Origin of the sequence: Vreelandella massiliensis (assembly GCF_900155385.1) — a bacterium.
GTDB classification, from domain to species: Bacteria; Pseudomonadota; Gammaproteobacteria; order Pseudomonadales; family Halomonadaceae; genus Vreelandella; species Vreelandella massiliensis.
Genome location: NZ_LT699745.1, coordinates 138,631 through 155,567, shown reverse-complemented (window position 1 = coordinate 155,567; position 16,937 = coordinate 138,631). Strand labels below are relative to the sequence as shown.

General features: G+C 56.6%; 7 protein-coding genes and 1 pseudogene. 6 read left to right on the top strand and 2 right to left on the bottom strand.

The window, feature by feature from the left end:
- Positions 1-4 precede the first annotated feature (4 nt).
- The 5 genes and pseudogenes from BQ9846_RS05355 to BQ9846_RS05335 all read left to right on the top strand — a co-directional run bounded on the left by BQ9846_RS05355 (position 5) and on the right by BQ9846_RS05335 (position 9,969).
- A complete protein-coding gene (locus tag BQ9846_RS05355; protein ID WP_075879609.1) occupies positions 5-772 on the top strand; it encodes an SDR family NAD(P)-dependent oxidoreductase in 768 nt (255 codons plus the stop codon).
- A 218-nt stretch (positions 773-990) separates the two neighbouring features.
- Positions 991-2,796 (top strand): acyl-CoA dehydrogenase C-terminal domain-containing protein, encoded by a 1,806-nt coding sequence (locus BQ9846_RS05350; RefSeq protein WP_075879608.1) that lies wholly within the window; start codon positions 991-993, stop codon positions 2,794-2,796.
- A gap of 598 nt (positions 2,797-3,394) precedes the next feature.
- Positions 3,395-4,357 (top strand): annotated as a pseudogene (locus tag BQ9846_RS05345) (IS256 family transposase); the annotation flags it as partial.
- Between the two features lie 108 nt (positions 4,358-4,465).
- Positions 4,466-9,253, top strand: a complete 4,788-nt coding sequence (locus tag BQ9846_RS05340; protein WP_075879607.1) for a beta strand repeat-containing protein — start codon at positions 4,466-4,468, stop codon at positions 9,251-9,253.
- Positions 9,254-9,276: 23 nt separating this feature from the next.
- The gene (locus BQ9846_RS05335) at positions 9,277-9,969 is read left to right on the top strand and encodes a porin family protein (protein WP_075879606.1); all 693 of its coding nucleotides are present in this window, start codon (positions 9,277-9,279) and stop codon (positions 9,967-9,969) included.
- A gap of 188 nt (positions 9,970-10,157) precedes the next feature.
- On the opposite strand, the gene BQ9846_RS05330 is transcribed toward BQ9846_RS05335, so the two are convergent.
- Together BQ9846_RS05330 and BQ9846_RS05325 are read right to left on the bottom strand one after the other, a co-directional pair.
- A complete protein-coding gene (locus tag BQ9846_RS05330) occupies positions 10,158-12,152 on the bottom strand; it encodes a sensor histidine kinase (protein WP_083651480.1) in 1,995 nt (664 codons plus the stop codon).
- 11 nt (positions 12,153-12,163) lie between these two features.
- A complete protein-coding gene (locus BQ9846_RS05325) occupies positions 12,164-12,862 on the bottom strand; it encodes a response regulator transcription factor (RefSeq protein WP_075879604.1) in 699 nt (232 codons plus the stop codon).
- A 224-nt stretch (positions 12,863-13,086) separates the two neighbouring features.
- On the opposite strand from BQ9846_RS05325, the gene BQ9846_RS05320 reads away from it, so the two are divergent.
- Positions 13,087-16,926 carry a choice-of-anchor U domain-containing protein gene (locus BQ9846_RS05320; RefSeq protein WP_083651479.1) on the top strand — a complete coding sequence of 1,280 codons (3,840 nt, stop codon included), beginning with the start codon at positions 13,087-13,089 and terminating at the stop codon, positions 16,924-16,926.
- The last annotated feature ends 11 nt before the right edge of the window (positions 16,927-16,937 follow it).

Sequence of the window (16,937 nt, the reverse complement as noted above, 5' to 3'; positions counted from 1 at the left end):
AACGATGCAGGTGAAGGACAGAACGTTTTTGATTACAGGTGCCGCCTCCGGGTTGGGAGCGGCGACCGCAGAGCGATTAGTCGCCGGCGGAGGGAAAGTCATCCTCTGCGATATGCAAGAGGGGGTAAAGGAGCAGGCAAGCGCGCTGGGCGAATCGGCGCAAGCAAGCGTTGGGGATATTACCTCAGAAGCCGATATGCAGGCTGCGGTTTCGCTTGCACTTGAGCACAGCGATGGGCTGGGGCTTGCGGGCGTCATTCACTGCGCCGGGGTCGTCAGTATCGGTAAGCTTGTTGACCGAGAGGGCAATCCAGCCAGCCTTGAGGCGTACAGCAAAACGATCAATATCAACTTGGTGGGTACTTTCAACATTATGCGTCTTGCGGCGGCGGCGATGGCGAAAAATAGCCCCGGTGACGAGGGTGAGCGCGGCGTGTTGATCAATACGGCATCGATTGCGGCGTTTGACGGTCAAGTGGGGCAGTGTGCCTACAGTGCGTCGAAAGCGGGCGTGGTGAGCATGAGCCTTCCAGCTGCGCGTGAATTATCGCGGCATGGTATTCGCGTCATGGCGATTGCGCCCGGCGTGTTTGAAACGCCCATGATGAGCGAAATTCCCGATGAGGCGGCGCAAGCACTGGCTGCGTCAGTTCCTTTCCCCAAGCGTTTAGGCAAGCCTGATGAATTTGCCAAAATGGCGGAGCACATTATTACCAATGTGATGCTTAACGGTGAAGTCATTCGTTTGGATGGCGGTATTCGTATGCAGTAACCGGACTGCCCAGTTTTCCTTACCGCAAATGGTTAGGTAACACTCACTGCGGAGGTTGGCTTTCAAGCCGACCTCCGCTTTTTTTTGGACTAACGTTTCATTTGGTGATCGGGTAAATATCAAACGCTTGCTTGACTCTGTGTGGGGAGGCAGTTAACTTTCAAACATACGTTTGAAAGCTGCGCTGAGCACTTTCACTAGCCGTCAGGAGAAGTGTTATGCCTACCTACCAAGCCCCGCTGCGTGATTTCCGTTTTGTCATGGATGAGATGCTGGATTATCCGGCTCACTATGCGCGTCTGCCTTCTGGTGACGATGCATCACCGGATGTGGTCAATGCTATTCTCGAAGAGGGCGCGCGTTTTGCCCGCGACGTCTTGCTGCCGCTCAACCAATCGGGCGACCAAGAGGGGTGTTTGCTAGAGGGGGGCGAGGTCAAAGCACCAAAAGGCTTCAAAGAAGCGTACCAGCAGTATGTCGAGGGCGGGTGGCCAAGCCTTGCTGCGGACCCAGAGCACGGCGGGCAAGGGTTGCCCCACTCGCTCTCCATGGTGTTGTCCGAGATGATCTGCGCGACGAACTTGGCTTGGGGGATGTACCCCGGGCTTTCTCACGGCGCGGCGGATGCACTGAGGCATCACGGCACGAATGAGCAAAAAACGACCTATCTCACCAAGCTGGTAGAAGGTATCTGGACAGGCACTATGTGTCTAACCGAGCCGCATTGTGGTACCGATCTTGGCTTGATCAAAACGCGCGCTGTGCCCACCGATGGCGATGCTTATGCCATTACCGGCACCAAGATCTTTATCTCTGCCGGAGAGCACAATCTGGCAGAAAACATCGTTCATTTGGTACTGGCAAAACTGCCCGACGCGCCCGAAGGCTCCAAAGGTATTTCGCTTTTTGTGGTGCCTAAATTCTTACCGGATGCTCAAGGTAACCCAGGCGAGCGTAACGGCGTCGCGTGCGGTTCTCTTGAGCACAAGATGGGGATTCACGGTAACGCCACCTGTGTGATGAATTTTGACGGTGCGACAGGTTATTTGGTGGGGCCACCCAATAAAGGCTTGGCTTGCATGTTTACCATGATGAACGCTGCGCGTTTAGGGGTGGGTATCCAGGGGTTGGGGCTGATCGAAGCGAGCTTTCAAAACTCACTAAGCTATGCACGCGACCGGCTGCAGATGCGGGGTCTATCCGGCAAGCAAGCACCCGAAAAGCCGGCTGACCCGATTATTGTTCATCCCGATGTGCGGCGTATGCTGCTTACGCAGAAAGCCTTTGCCGAGGGTGGGCGTATGTTGGTGCTGTATACCGCCCAAATGCTTGATGTTGTGGAGCATGGTCAGCCGGGAGAAGAGCGTGAGCGAGCTGAAACCCTGCTGGGTCTTTTGACACCTATTGTCAAAGCTTTCCTCACGGAAGTGGGTTTTGAAAGCACTAATGAAGGCGTGCAAATTTACGGTGGCCACGGTTTTATCCAAGAGTGGGGGATGGAGCAACTGGTGCGTGATGCGCGCATCACGCGTCTCTATGAAGGCACCACAGGAATTCAAGCGCTTGACCTGCTCGGTCGCAAAGTACTTATGAGCCAAGGCGAGTCTCTCAAAGTCTTCACCAAAGAGATTCATCATTTCTGTAAGGCCGAAGCGGATAATCCGGCGCTCAAAGAGTTCATTGAGCCGCTGGCCAAGCTCAACGCCCAGTGGGGAGAGCTCACGATGGGCGTAGGCATGAAGGCAATGGAAGACCGTGAGGAAGTGGGGGCGGCTAGTGTCGATTACCTTATGTACGCGGGTTACGTCACCTTGGCTTATTTGTTCGCACACGCGGCTAAGCAGGCGTCAGACTCACTTGAAGGTAACGACAGTGCGTTTTATGCCGCCAAAATCAATACAGCGCGTTTTTATTACCAGCGGCTTTTGCCACGTACAAAAGCACATGCGCAAATGATTCAGGCAGGTGCAAGCAGTTTAATGGCTCTATCGAGTGAAGATTTTGGCCTTGGGTTTGAAATTTAAGTGAGGCCTACCCGTTCATGGAGTAGTGACGGAGCACTCTCTGGTCAGACGTTCTGATCGGTAGTTGGCGGCAGGGAAGTGATTCTCTGCCGTTTTTTTAATTTTTTCTCACAGCCTCTTGCCAACCCAGCGTTGAGCCCGTAAAGTACGCATCCGCTGCCGGGGACGCCAAGCGTTTCCAGCGGTATAGGAAGGTGAAAACCTTCGGTTTGTCAGTAGGTTAGAGCGATTGTCTGCTCACCTGGCGCTGATTTCAGTCACTGAAAATAGCGTTTGACAAACACCCAGGGATGCGTAGAATACGCCTTCCTCGCTGAGGCCAAGCAGTACAGCGGTTGGCCGCTGATACAGCGAGACGCTCTTTAAGAATTTGATCAGGTAATTCATGTGGGCGCTTGCCGATGAGGGTGACAAATCACCTATTATCAAGGCAAGCGACTCGTCAAGCCTGTTCTCAGGAACAGGATTTATGAATTCGTTTGAAACCTTGAGCCAAGATTGGTTCGCTTCTGCCTTCGGGCAGGCAAGAACCGTATGATTTTAAACTGAAGAGTTTGATCATGGCTCAGATTGAACGCTGGCGGCAGGCCTAACACACCTGCTACCGCCCTATTTGAAGCGAACCCGCAGTATCGAGGAGTTGATCCCCTGGCTCTACCTGAAGGGAATCTCCACCGGCGACTACCAAGAGGCACTGGCCGCGCTGCTGGGTGATCAGGCCAAAGGCCTTTCGGCGAACACCGTGTCCCGGCTTAAGAAGCAGTGGGAGGACGAGCATGCTGACTGGCAGAAACGCGACCTATCAGAGCAGCGCTATGTCTATTGGTGGGTCGACGGTATCTACAGCAAGGTGCGCATGGATGACAGCCTGTGCCTGCTGGTGATCATCGGTGTGACCGAGCATGGCCGTAAAGAGCTGGTTGCCGTCGAAGATGGACGACGGGAGTCGGAAGCCAGCTGGGTAGAGCTGCTCACGGGACTACGGGAACGCGGACTCACCCATGCCCCCAAGCTTGCGATCGGCGACGGTGCCATGGGGTTCTGGGCGGCGTTGAGCAAGCTCTACCCGGAAACGGATCACCAGCGTTGCTGGGTACATAAGACGGCTAACGTACTGAACAAACTGCCGAAATCCGTGCAGCGCAAGGTCAAGGCTGACCTGCACGAGATATGGATGGCCGAGACACGCGACAAAGCACACAAGGCGTTTGATCGCACCGTGAAACGCTTTGACACCAAGTACCCCAACGCCATGGCGTGCTTGGTGAAGGATCGGGAGGCGCTGCTGGCGTTCTACGACTATCCGGCAGAGCACTGGTTGCATATTCGTACAACCAATCCGATCGAATCGACCTTCGCTACGGTTCGCCTGCGGAGCAAACGCAGCCGGAATTGCGGTTCTAGGGCAACGACCTTGGCGATGGTGTTTAAGCTGCTTCAGAGCGCTCAGAAGCGCTGGAAGCGGATAGCCGGGTTCAACAAACTGGAACTCGTCGTGAATAACGTGAAGTTCCAGGATGGTGAGCCTTTAACCGATCAATCAGACAGCAACGCCGCTTGACCGCTGTACACCAGACTTGACCATAACTCCAATATTCAATACACAGGTGCAACCAACATCCATGGCGAAGATGTTGCCACCATCACTATTAGTGCCAATGATGGCACGGTGGATGGCACTGCTGATACCGTCACCATCAATATCACCCCTGTTAACGACGCCCCTGTGCTGGATAATTCCGGTGATCCTACCCTAACTGCCATTGATGAAGACCCTTCCAGTAATGTAGGCACCTTAGTCTCTACGGTTTTGGAGACGACCCTAACGGATGTGGATACTGACGCGTCGGAAGGTATCGCGGTCACGGCGGTGGATAACATCAATGGCACCTGGCAGTACTCTACAGATGGCACCAACTGGTCGGATGTGGGTACGGTATCTGATAGCAGTGCTTTGCTATTAGCGGCAGACGATAAGTTGCGTTTTGTTCCCAATGCCGAGTACAACGGCAGCGCTACTGTGACCTATCGCGGCTGGGATCAGACCAGTGGCACGGCGGGTAATAAGGTCGATACCAGCACTAATGGAGATGCCACCGCCTTCTCGACAGCGACCGAAAGCGCGTCTATTGCCGTTAATTCGGTCAATGATGCCCCGGTATTCACTGCTCTGGATGGTACCCCCGCCTTTACCGAAGGCGGCACACCGGTGGTACTGGACAGCAACGTCACGGTCACCGATACCGAGCTTGACGCCCTCAATGCCGGCGATGGCAATTTCGCAGGGGCAACCCTGACCTTGGCACGCAACGGCGGCGCCAACGCCAATGATCAGTTCGCCTTCGATACCAGTGCTGCCAGCTTCGCTGTCTCCGGCGGCGACCTGCAGTCGGGCGGCCAGATCTTCGCCACGTTCACCAGCACCGGCGGCACCCTGACCATCAATTTCACCAGCAGCGGCACGGCCGCCACCACGGCCTTGGTCAACGAGGTCGTGCAAGCCATTACCTATGCCAACGACTCCAACGATCCGGCCAGCACCGTTGATCTTGGTTGGACGTTCAACGAAGGTGTTACCAATGGCAATGGTACTACCCAGGTGGCCGTAACCAACGTCAACGACGCCCCGAGCCTGACTGCTACGGGTCATGACCCGGTCTACGTTGAAGGTGGTGCGGCCGCTGACCTGTACAGCGGGGTAGCGGCTAATACGGTCGAGAGCAGCAACACTACCGACCGCTTCTCCGGGATGACCGTGACGGTGGCAAATGTTTCCGATGGAGCGAATGAAATACTGCGCATCGACGGCTCGGATATTGCGCTGACTGACGGTAACAGCGTCAATACGGCAACGAACAACCTGACTGTCACGGTATCCGTCAGCGGCTCAACCGCCACGGTCGGCTTTGCCGGGGCCAGTCTCACTGAAGCCCAGATGCAGACGCTGGTAGACAGCCTTGCCTATCGCAATGCCTCGGTTAACCCCACCACCGGCAGCAACCGGATAGTCACTATCACTGAAGTTCAGGATGACGGCGGCACTGCCAATGGCGGCATGGATAACGCCACTCCCAACCTGACAAGCACGGTGAGCCTGACGGCCGTGAATGATGCGCCGGTGATCGGCAATCTCGCCGGCGACAACAATGCAGTCCAGAGCGGCGGGAATGCAGTGAAAATCGATGCGGATGGCGATGTCACCGTCAGCAACGTGGATTCGGCCAATTACAACGGCGGCTTTGTGACGATCGTTGATAATGGCAGCAACAACACGGCGAACGGCAATTTCGCTGTCGACGGCACCAACGTCACCGCCGGTGGTGACGCAACGATTGCTGCCGGCGAGACCATCGCCGTGGGTGGCGTCTCGGTCGGCACCGTAGACGCGACCAACAATGGTCAGGTTGGTAACAGCCTGAAAATTGCTTTCAACGGTGATGCTGACAACGCTCGAGTTCAGACACTACTGCGAAACCTGACTTGGGAAGCGCCTGCCGGCACTGGGGAGCAAAACTTTACCCTGACCCTGAACGATGCCGATGGCACTGCTAATGGGGGAGACGAGAAGGCCACAGCCAATTTCACCATGGTTCTGGGCAACCCGCCGGTGCTGGCCAACCTGGACGGCGACACTGTCTCCTTCACCGAGGGAGCCCCCCTGGTGCTGCTGGACCAGGGAGGCAATCTGACCCTGACCGACCCAGACGCGGCCTCTCTGCAAGGCGGCAGTCTAACGGCCTCCGTATCCGCTAATGCAGTGGCAAGTGAGGACATCCTCACCTTGCAAACTGGCAGTAATGTGGCTCGCAGCGGCGACGTGGCGGGCTCGACGGTCTTGGTCGGTAGCACCTCCATTGGCACGCTGGCCAATGATATTGCCGCCGGCAACGACCTGGTGGTGAACTTCAACGCCAATGCGACTATTGCCAATGTCGAGGACCTGCTGCAGGCGTTCGGCTATACCAACAGCAGCGATGCCCCACAGGATGCAACGCGCACGATTGACGTCAGCGTCACCGACAGCAGCGGCATGCGCAGTGCCGTATCCCAGGTTTTTGTAGGTATTGAACCCGTCAACGACGCGCCCACGGTCGACCTCAACGGCGGCACGGTGAGCACCGACAACACCGCGACATTCGCCGGTGGCGGCGACCCAGTCGAAGTCGCCACGGCCGACGCCACCTTGAACGACGTCGACAGCGGCGACCAGATCGAAAGCCTGACCGCTACTCTGACCACCCGTCCCGACGGCGACGGTGTAGAGAGCCTGTCGCTGAACAGCACCGCGTCAAACGCCGCCACCGCCGCCGGCTTGGCGATGGACTACAACGCGACCACCGGTGTGCTCTCGGTGACCGGGGCGGCAAGCGCGAGCACCTATCAGACGCTCCTGCGCGGCATCCAGTACGACAACACCGACGCCGCCATCGACATCACCATCAGCGACCGCACTGTCGACGTGGTGGTCAATGATGGCGAGAGCGACTCCACCACTGCCACCAGTACCCTGAGCATCGTCACCGCGCCCGTGGTGGACCTGGGTGGTGACGGTGGCTCGGGCGATCTGTCGGGTAGCTATCGCGAGGGCGACGGCGGCAAGCTCATTGCCACCGGTGCCACCATCACCGAGCCTGATGGCGACAACCTCAATCAGCTGGTCATCACGCTGACCAATCCACAGGACGGCGCCTCCGAGAGCCTACAGCTGAGCGGGCGTAAAACGGGCGACACGGTCGGCACGATCACCATCAACTACGACAGTTCGACACAGATCTCTCTGACCGGCAGCGCCACGGCGGCCGACTATCAGACGCTGCTGCGCGAGCTACAGTACGAGAACACCAGCAACAGCCCCGAAACCACCGAACGGAGTATCACGGTGCAGGGCCAGGACGTGAACGGCAACCCCGGCGCCACGGCCACGCTCAGCCTGCCCGTAGAGCCGGTGAACGACTCGCCTACGGCCACCAACCTGACCCAGACTGCGGCCTATACCGAGGATCCGAGCAGTGCGGTCTCTCTGTTCGGCACGTCGGTCGCGCTGGAAGATGTGGATGGCGACACGCTCACCGCCACGGTCACCCTCAGTGACAGTGCGGCTGGCGCCCTGGCCAGCAGTGGCGGCGGCAGCTTTGATGCGGCCTCCGGCACCTGGACCATGAGTGGCGATGCCGCCACCGTAGAGACGGCCATGAACGCCCTGGCGTTCACGCCGGTCGCCAATTTGGATACGGATATCACGGCCAGCGTCTCGATCAGCGACGGCACGGCGACAGCTCTTGCCGGCACCGTCACCCTGGACGTGACGCCGGTCAACGATGCGCCGGTCATCGCCACCAACAGTGGTCCGAGTGTGCGCACAGGCAATACCGTCACCCTCACCACCAGCCATCTTGATGAAGGTGACCCGGATGATGATGGAGCCGAACTCACCTATAAACTGGATACACTGCCTACGTCCGGCACATTGCGGTTGAATGGTTCCACTTTGGCAGCAGGCGACACTTTCACCCAGCAGGATATCGATGATGGTCTGCTAGCCTTTACCGCCGGCGGCACGACCGGCACCGCCAGTTTTGATATCACCCTCGCCGATGGCGGTGAAAATGGGGCCGACAGCGTGAGAGACACCGTCTCATTGAATGTTACCGCACCGCCTCCAACCCCTACGCCGACACCGACACCGACACCGACACCGGCACCCACGCCTGAGCCGACACCGGAACCGACGCCTACGCCTGATAACGATAATGACGGTGTCGCTGATCATGTCGAGCAGCAGGTGCCTTCACTGGACGGCAACAGCACGGGGGATGGCAACGGCGACGGCATTGCCGACGTGGAGCAGGACAATGTCAGCTCCGTGCCTTTCCTGAATACCGACACCGCCGAATCCAATCCCGGCGATGCCCCGGCGGTCTTCGTGACCTTGGCTTCCCAGGGCGGCGAAGAAGGTAGTGGCGAGGGCAGTGGCGATGGCAGCACCCCGACACTGCGCAATATTCGCCAGATGGATGCCCCTGAAGAGCGCCCGGATGATATGGATATGCCGCTTGGGCTCATCGCCTTTGAAGCCGATACGGATACCGCGGGTGGAACCCGTGAGTTCACCCTTTTCGTCGATGGTGACATCAATGCCAACGGCTACTGGAAACAAGATTCCACGGGTGACTGGGTTAACTTGGCCAGTGCCGACTTCGGCGGCAGTATCACGCGGGAAGGCAACAAGCTACGCCTGGACTTTCAGCTGGAAGATGGCGGCGAGTTCGATGCCGATGGCGTTGCCGACGGCGTGATCACCGACCCGGGGGCCATCGGTTTTCGCGAGGTGGCAGAGCCCACGCCGGAACCGACGCCAGAGCCGGAGCCGATACCCGAGCCCGCGCCTGATGCACCTTTCAACCCGCAGACGCCGGGCCTGGAAGACTTCAGCTGGATTTGGCAATCACTGGGATGATTTCAACACAAAAAGGATTCGACATGATGATGAAAAAATATGGTTACCGTGCCGCCCTGGTGGCGGCCACGGGCATGCTCGCCGCCAGCCAGGCACTTGCCGGCGGCTATGTGTGGCTTGAGGGTGGCGCCGGCTACGCGGATCTCTCCACGGAAGGGTTCGACCAGGCCGCCGCGACCTGGCTCACCACACCAACGGCCACCGGTGCTCGCGTCGGTGACGACGACAGCGATACGCTCTGGCGCCTGGGCGCCGGCTATGCCCTGAATGAGCACTGGGCAGTCGAACTCTTCTACGAGGATCTTGGTGAGTATTCAGGCAGCATGACGCTAGAAGGAACCAACCCCCAAGGGGCCAGTGCCACGCTCGATGCCACCGAGACGGTGGACCTCTCGGGCGTTGTTGCGCAGCTTGTCGGCCAATGGCCGTTGAACGAGCGCTTCTCGCTGCTGGGCACCGCTGGTCTTTCCTACCTCGAGAACGAACGTGAATACCGGGCAGAGGTCAGTAACTTCAATGCCCCCGGCCAGTCTGGCAGTCAGAGCGACGACAGTCACGAGTGGGTGCCGACCCTGGGGCTCGGCGCATCCTTTCAGCTGACCGAACAGCTCGATGTGCGCGGGCGCTACACGCGCTACTTTGATGCAGGAGAAACGGATAACATACCCAGCTTTGACCTTGATATCCTCAGCGTTGGCATCACCTGGCGCTGGTAGCACCGACCCTCGGCGTATATCGCATTCGCCGAGGATTTAGATAGCGTGTCCTCCAGAGCGATTGTCATGCAGCGCATAACGCACAGCCCTGTGCAATTTGAAATCACAGAGAAGACCCGAAACGCGCTGGAAATGGCCGAGCAGACAGAAGTTTAACGAAGGTGAGCCATCATCAATTTACGATAGGGCTATTTGGTTACCACCGGTAAACACATGACAAAGCGCACCTGACCTTCATCCAGTAAGTCGGCATCCAAGGAGCCTTCGTGAGTTTCGGCAATCAAGCCGACCAGTGATAGGCCTAACCCCGTGCTGTCCTGTTGTTTGTTTGAGAACGTGCAGTAGGCACCCAAGCTTTCATTAAGCTGCTCTTCCGTCATGGGGTGGCGGGGGATATTGACGACTTCAAGCAACAGCGTCTGGCCTGACTCTTGAGCCAGCATACGGATGCTGGCGTCTTCCGGTGAATAGCGGCAGGCGTTATCCACCAGATTGAACAGGGCAATTTGCACCAAGGTGGCATCCATCACAGCCTCGGTGACCGGATTAACCGCCAGATGAAACGCAAACGCATGATCGGTATGAATGCTTTCGATTAAGTCTCTTGTTTCTTCTAGCCAGGGCTGCAACGTGATCGTCTTAAAATCGGTCGACAGTTGGCCGCTGATAAGCTGGTCGGTGGACAGCCAGTGTTCAAACAGGGTTTTCAGGCGCTTGGCCTGGCCTTCAATGGAGGTCAGCCGCTTTTCTGATTGGTCAATGCCATGCTGACGTTCCAGATTCAGCGTTTCAATCTGATTGAGCATTGCGTTCAACGGGTTTTTGAATTCGTGTGAAATCATCGCGCCAAAGCGCATGTAGGTTTTGAACGCGCTTTGCGCCTTGAACAGCGATGCCTGAATGTTCTGGGTGCGTTTAAACACCTTTTGCTCCAGTACCGATTGGTGGCTGGTCAGCACTTTTTGATTTGCCAAGCTATCTTGCAGCGACGCTTGCTGGAGACGCTCACGCTCCATGCGCTCAATGCGCATGGAGTCAGCCAGGGCAATGGCCAGAAACAGCATCTCAATCGCCGAGCCAATTTGAATGCTGTAAGACGTCAGGGGGGTAGTGTCGACCCAACCAAAATTACGCAGAGACGCCACGACACTGGCCAACAACAGCGCTGACCAGGCGATCAGAAAAAAACGGGCCTGCTTGTAACCGCGAATCAGGCAGAGAAACGCGATGATCATGGCAATAATGGCCCCGACCGGGGCACCCAGGCTCAACAGCCAGGAGGGAACGGTGGATTCCGGCCAGATCAACACGGTCACGATGGAGGTTAAAAAGATCAAGGAGATCAGCCGTAACACCCTGTCGCCAAAAGGGGCATGCGCGGGAGTGTTTAAGAACCGGCGGGCAAAAATGATGGCAAACAAAGACGCCAGATTGAATAACACCGTGCCCAGAATGGTGGTGGTGTCGCCGTACTTCAGCCCCAGCCATTGCTGAGGAAAGCCGTAATAAAAGGCCAAGGCCGACGCTAGCGAGCTGGCAAAGAGCACGTAGTAGCCAAAGCGTCGGTCGCGCAAAGAGAGACATAAAAAAAGGTTGTACAAAATCAAGCTAGCGACCCAGCCAAAGTACAGCGCCTGGGTAAAGTAAAAGCCCTGCTTGTTGGCGGCAAAGGTTTTTTGCGAGCTGAGGGTTAAGGGCACCGTCAGGGAGGCGCTGGTCTGAATTTTCAGCAGAAAGTCGTTTACTCCGGGTTGCAAAGGCAAGTCATACGCCAGATAGCGGCTGGGCCATTGGTTATCGGCGAGATCCACGCGTTGGTAGTCGCCTGCATCCCCTTTCAGGTAGAGCTCAAAGGTTTTCGGCGGGTAGTAACCGTATTCAAGAATCCATTCAGCAAAAGCGCCGGGGTTGTGAATAGAAAAGTGCAGCCAGAGGGCCTGGGCGCTATAGCCTAGGTTCAATACGCTGGCGTCTGTATGCGGTTGAAACGCTTGTCGCTGCTCCACTACCTCAGCGACGGTGGTGTCGTTTGGCATCAAGCCATAGGACAGGTGGGCATTGAGTGAATACACCTTGTCGCCCTCTTTCAGGCGCAAGGGCTCCGCCGACACCGGCGCCACCCAGCACAGCCAAAGCCCCATCAGTGACAGCAGCCAACAGAGTTTCACTGCCTGTCTATTCATTCACAACCCGCTTAGTCATTCACCACCTGTATCTCCGCTTTAAAGGCATAGCCGACACCGCGTACCGTGATCAACGGCAGGGGTTGACCGTCCGTTACCTCACGGACTTTTTGCCGTAAGCGGCGTACCAGGGTTTCCAGCCGCCGTTCATCATAATGCACGGGGTCAGCTTCCAGGCCCTTGATAATCTCCGGCCGGGCCACGGGCTGCCCGGCCCAGTGGGCCACTGTTTTTAGCAAGCGAATTTCAGAGAGCGTGAGGGAAACGCGGCGCCCTTCCGGACAGGTGAGCTGCCATTGAGACGGCTCTAACGACCAGCGGGTGGCCTCATGGTCAGCCACTTTCCAGTGGCTTAGTCGTGCGTGCAAGTTTTCCAACTGCAGAGCCAGCTCCCTGGCTGCCAGCGGCTTACGCAAAAACACATCCGCCCCTAACGAAAGCCCCTTTAAGCGTGTGCTTTCCTGGTGGTGCGCCGAGACAATAATCAACCCCGCCGTTTTTATGGTGGCTGAATTCTGCTGTAGCCAGTTCAAGCCACAGCCATCCGGTAACTCAATGTCGAGCACAACCATTTCCACCGGTGCGCGCTGCAGGAAATGATCGGCTTCTTGCAGGGTTGCCGCCTCGTAAACCACCCAGCCATGCAAGCGCAGGTAGCTGGCCAGCGCATCCAGGGTTTCGGTTTCATCTTCGATTAACAAGAGATGCATGATCAGAAAATCAGCCGGATAAAAGCCAAAACCTACCAGAACACAAAGAAAAAATCAGGAATGTCAGGTTTTGTCAGCTAACGTATGTTTTTTTTCATTATGATTTATTAAAAAGTAGGAAGGTACCGCCTTCCTCAGACGTTGGCGTGGTAAGCCAAGTGATAGAAACGTCCTGCCCTCACTCTGGGTAGGGCATAACAAGATCAACAGAATCGGGGTCAATCATGGCGGGTGTTTTTGAGTATAAAAAAGACGTTAGTTTTGAGGATGGTGACAGCGGAAGCACCGTGTATTGGTCCGACAGTATCATGACCTCCCCGTTGGCTAATTGGGCAGAATGGCAAAATGCAACCATAGAGATCACCTCGTCGTCGAATGAAAGGTTTATAGCAACAGTTCCCCTCTCTAATGAGCTAATATTCACTAACTCTTCTCATTCTTATTATATAACCACCGAAAATTATGCAATTAAGGCCGATTGGAGCGGTCAGTCGTCCCCGGTTGTTTTCGAGGGAGGGGCCTTAGGGGATATCTTAAAAGGTGGAATCGGCGATGACAGACTGAATGGCAGGGAGGGGAAGGATATTCTCACTGGAGGCGACGGTGATGATGTGTTTTTTGGAACCTCTGAAGAGCTGAATGGCGACACCATTATCGACTTTTCCGCTGGCGACACAATTAGGATCACCGGCGGAAATTTCTCGCACGCCACCTTAACAACCAACGGCGTTCTTGAGTTCGACAGCTCCCAGTTAACACTAAAAGGGGTTGCCGGTAGTATTTCCACGAATTACGTGGATGGTGACACTGAGATTACTTTGCCGCCTCCCATACCTGCCCCCAGCCAACCCGACCTCGCCAGTGCGAGCGACAGCGGTTCCAGCGACAGCGATAACAACACCAGCAACACCACGCCCACCTTTACTGGCACGGGTAGCGACGGCCACACGGTCACCGTCTTCGCCGATACCGATAATAATCAGACCTATGATGCGGGCACCGACACCCTGATCGGTACTCAGGCGCTGAGCGGTTCAACAAATTACTCTATCACCGCCGATAGCGCTCTGAATGGTGGCAACTACAGCATTTATGCCGTACAGACGGATGAGGAAGGCGAAACCTCGTCAGCCTCCGATGTGCTGGCCGTGACCATCGACACCACCGCACCAACCCTGAACGCCAATGCTTCCACGCCCGCGAACAACGCCGAGCGGGTAGCGGTGGATGCCGATATTGCCATCAAATTCAGCGAAAACATCGCATTCGGTTCGACTAGCGCGGTAACGCTCTACAACGAGAGCACGAATGCCGCCGCTCTGACTTTCCCTGTTTCCACTTTGGATCAAGGCGCGGTAACCCTCGGCGACGGCAGCACCGCCACGATCACTGGTGACACCCTGACCATCAGCCCGCATGAAAACCTCGACGGCAAGACGCACTATCGCGTCGACATCAGCGCCGGTGCCCTGACCGATACCGCCGGCAATGCCCTTAGCGCCGTGGGCGATGAGGCTTATGAATTTACCACCGTGGACCCGGATGCGCTTTATACCAATAACAGCCATTTTGATACGACGAATGGCACCAATATCGACGGCGCCCAAAGTGCTCAGGATGAAGTAGATAACACTATCTTTATTACCGATCACGGCCACTTGAACGGCTCGACCCTTGATGGGGTCGGTGGCAATAACACGGTTGTGCTTGCGGGTAGCGGTACGGCGGGTTTCAACGGCTCAAAGACGGTTGTACAGAATGTTAGCACCCTTGAGGTCGCAGGTTCGGATGCTTTTATCGTGAACCTGAGCGAGGAGAAGGGCTGGAATGATTTCACCACCCTGAAAGGCAACGGCAAGACATTACTACGGGTAGACGGCACAACCCTGGACTTTACCAACAAGACCCTCTCGGGCTTCAACGGCCTGGCGGCCAGTGTAAACAACGCCACCATGAAGCTGTCCGCCGAGCAGGTGGCCATGGTCAATAACGCCTCCATCGATGGGGCTCAGGGTAGTTTGGCTGAGGCGCCTAATCTTGGTTTCATCGGCACTCAGGGCCTAACGCTGAATATTGACGGCGCTACGGTGGATGCGTCCAATATATCGCTGTACGGAGTCGACTCACTCAACCTGACCAGCGCGGGTGATACGACCCTGGCCGTCAAGGCCGAATCCATCAAGGGCAGCACCTTTACCACTGCCGACACCGAGGGCACCGATGTTTTCCGGTCTGAAAGTGATAACCTCTACCTTGCCAATGCGACGCTGACTAACTGGGACACGCTGGAGAACACCCAAACCGGTATGGCAAGTACGATTGTTTCGGGAGAGTCGCTCGCGTCTCTCGATACAATCAAGCATGCCGATGCCGAGGGCCCCGATAATTTGGTCATTATGTCCGACAAGGATGTCGATGTTAGGGACAAAATCTTCACCAACATCGACGGGCTAGCCGCTTATAACAGCGCCAATAAGTTGACCGTGGATTCAGCTGTTCTTGATCAGCTCTCCTCCGTTGCGGGCCAACCTGGCCAACCCGGCCAAAGGGATCTCATTTCAGAGGAAGAACACTTCGATCTGTCAGATCTAAGTGTAGTGGGGTTCGCTCGCGTCCGGTCCGACTACGACGGTGATGCCACAATTACCGTTGGGGTCAACTTCGGGGTGGATGGCTTTGCGGCTCGCGAAGGCCACACCAACACCTTGCGTACAACGCAAAAAAAGTTGGATCTGTCGAGCACGCAACTTGAATTCATCAGCACCATCACCACCACCTACACCGACGGCACCGATTTCACCGGGCTTGAAGGTCGCAGCGAAACTTTCGTTGGTGGTGCCGGGGCCGATACTTTTACCAACGATATGGGCATGCAGGTGCGCACGATGTCGACTTCAGGCATCGCTGCCAACCAGGGCGACACCCTTACCGGCGGCGCCGGCAACGATATCTTCATGGATGTGAATGGCGACACCATTACCGACTTTGGCCAGGGTGACATCATTCGTATTGATCAAATGGAACCCGAGGAACCCAAAACGGCGATCAATGCGCTCTCCACTTCCGAACAAAATTCAGATCCTGAGCCTCAGCCGGAACAGTTAGCTGCAAAGCATTTGCGCTTTGAAAAAGGTGTGCTGACCATCGACGCCAACATGGATGGTAATTTTGACGATACCCAGATGGGTTCCGATATCGCCGTAACCTTACAAGGACTGTCCGGCGGCAGCTTTACAGTGACTAATGAGGATGAGTATAGCGACATCACCTGGGTTGCGCCTGTTACACCAACTCCAACGCCCACACCACCGCCAACACCTAAGCCGGAACCCACGCCCGAGCCAACACCGGAGCCAACGCCTGATAACGACAATGACGGTGTCGCTGATGATGTCGAGCAGCAGGTGCCTTCACTGGACGGCAATAGCACGGGTGACGGCAATGGCGACGGCATTGCCGATGTGGAGCAGGACAACGTTAGCTCCGTCCCCTTCTTGAATACCAACACCGCCGAATCCAATCCCGGCGATGCCCCAGCGGTCTTCGTGACCTTGGCTTCCCGGGGCGGCGATGGCGCTGGAGATGACAGTGCCCCGGCACTGCGTAATATTCGCCAGCTGGATGCCCCTGAAGAGCGCCCGGATGATATGGACATGCCGCTTGGGCTCATCGCCTTTGAAGCCGATACGGATACTGCGGGTGGATCCCGTGAGTTCACCCTTTTCGTCGATGGTGACATCAATGCCAACGGCTACTGGAAACAAGATGCCACGGGCGACTGGGTTAACCTGGCCAGTGCCGACTTCGGAGGCAGTCTCACCCGCGAGGGCAGCAAGCTGCGCCTGGATTTCCAACTGGAAGATGGCGGCGAGTTCGATGCCGATGGCGTTGCCGACGGCGTGATCACCGACCCGGGGGCCATCGGTTTTCGCGAGGTGGCAGAGCCCACGCCGGAACCAACGCCAGAGCCGGAGCCGATGCCCGAGCCCGCGCCTGATGCACCTTTCAACCCGCAGACGCCGGGCCTAGAAGACTTCAGCTGGATCTGGCAATCACTGGGATGATTTCAATACAA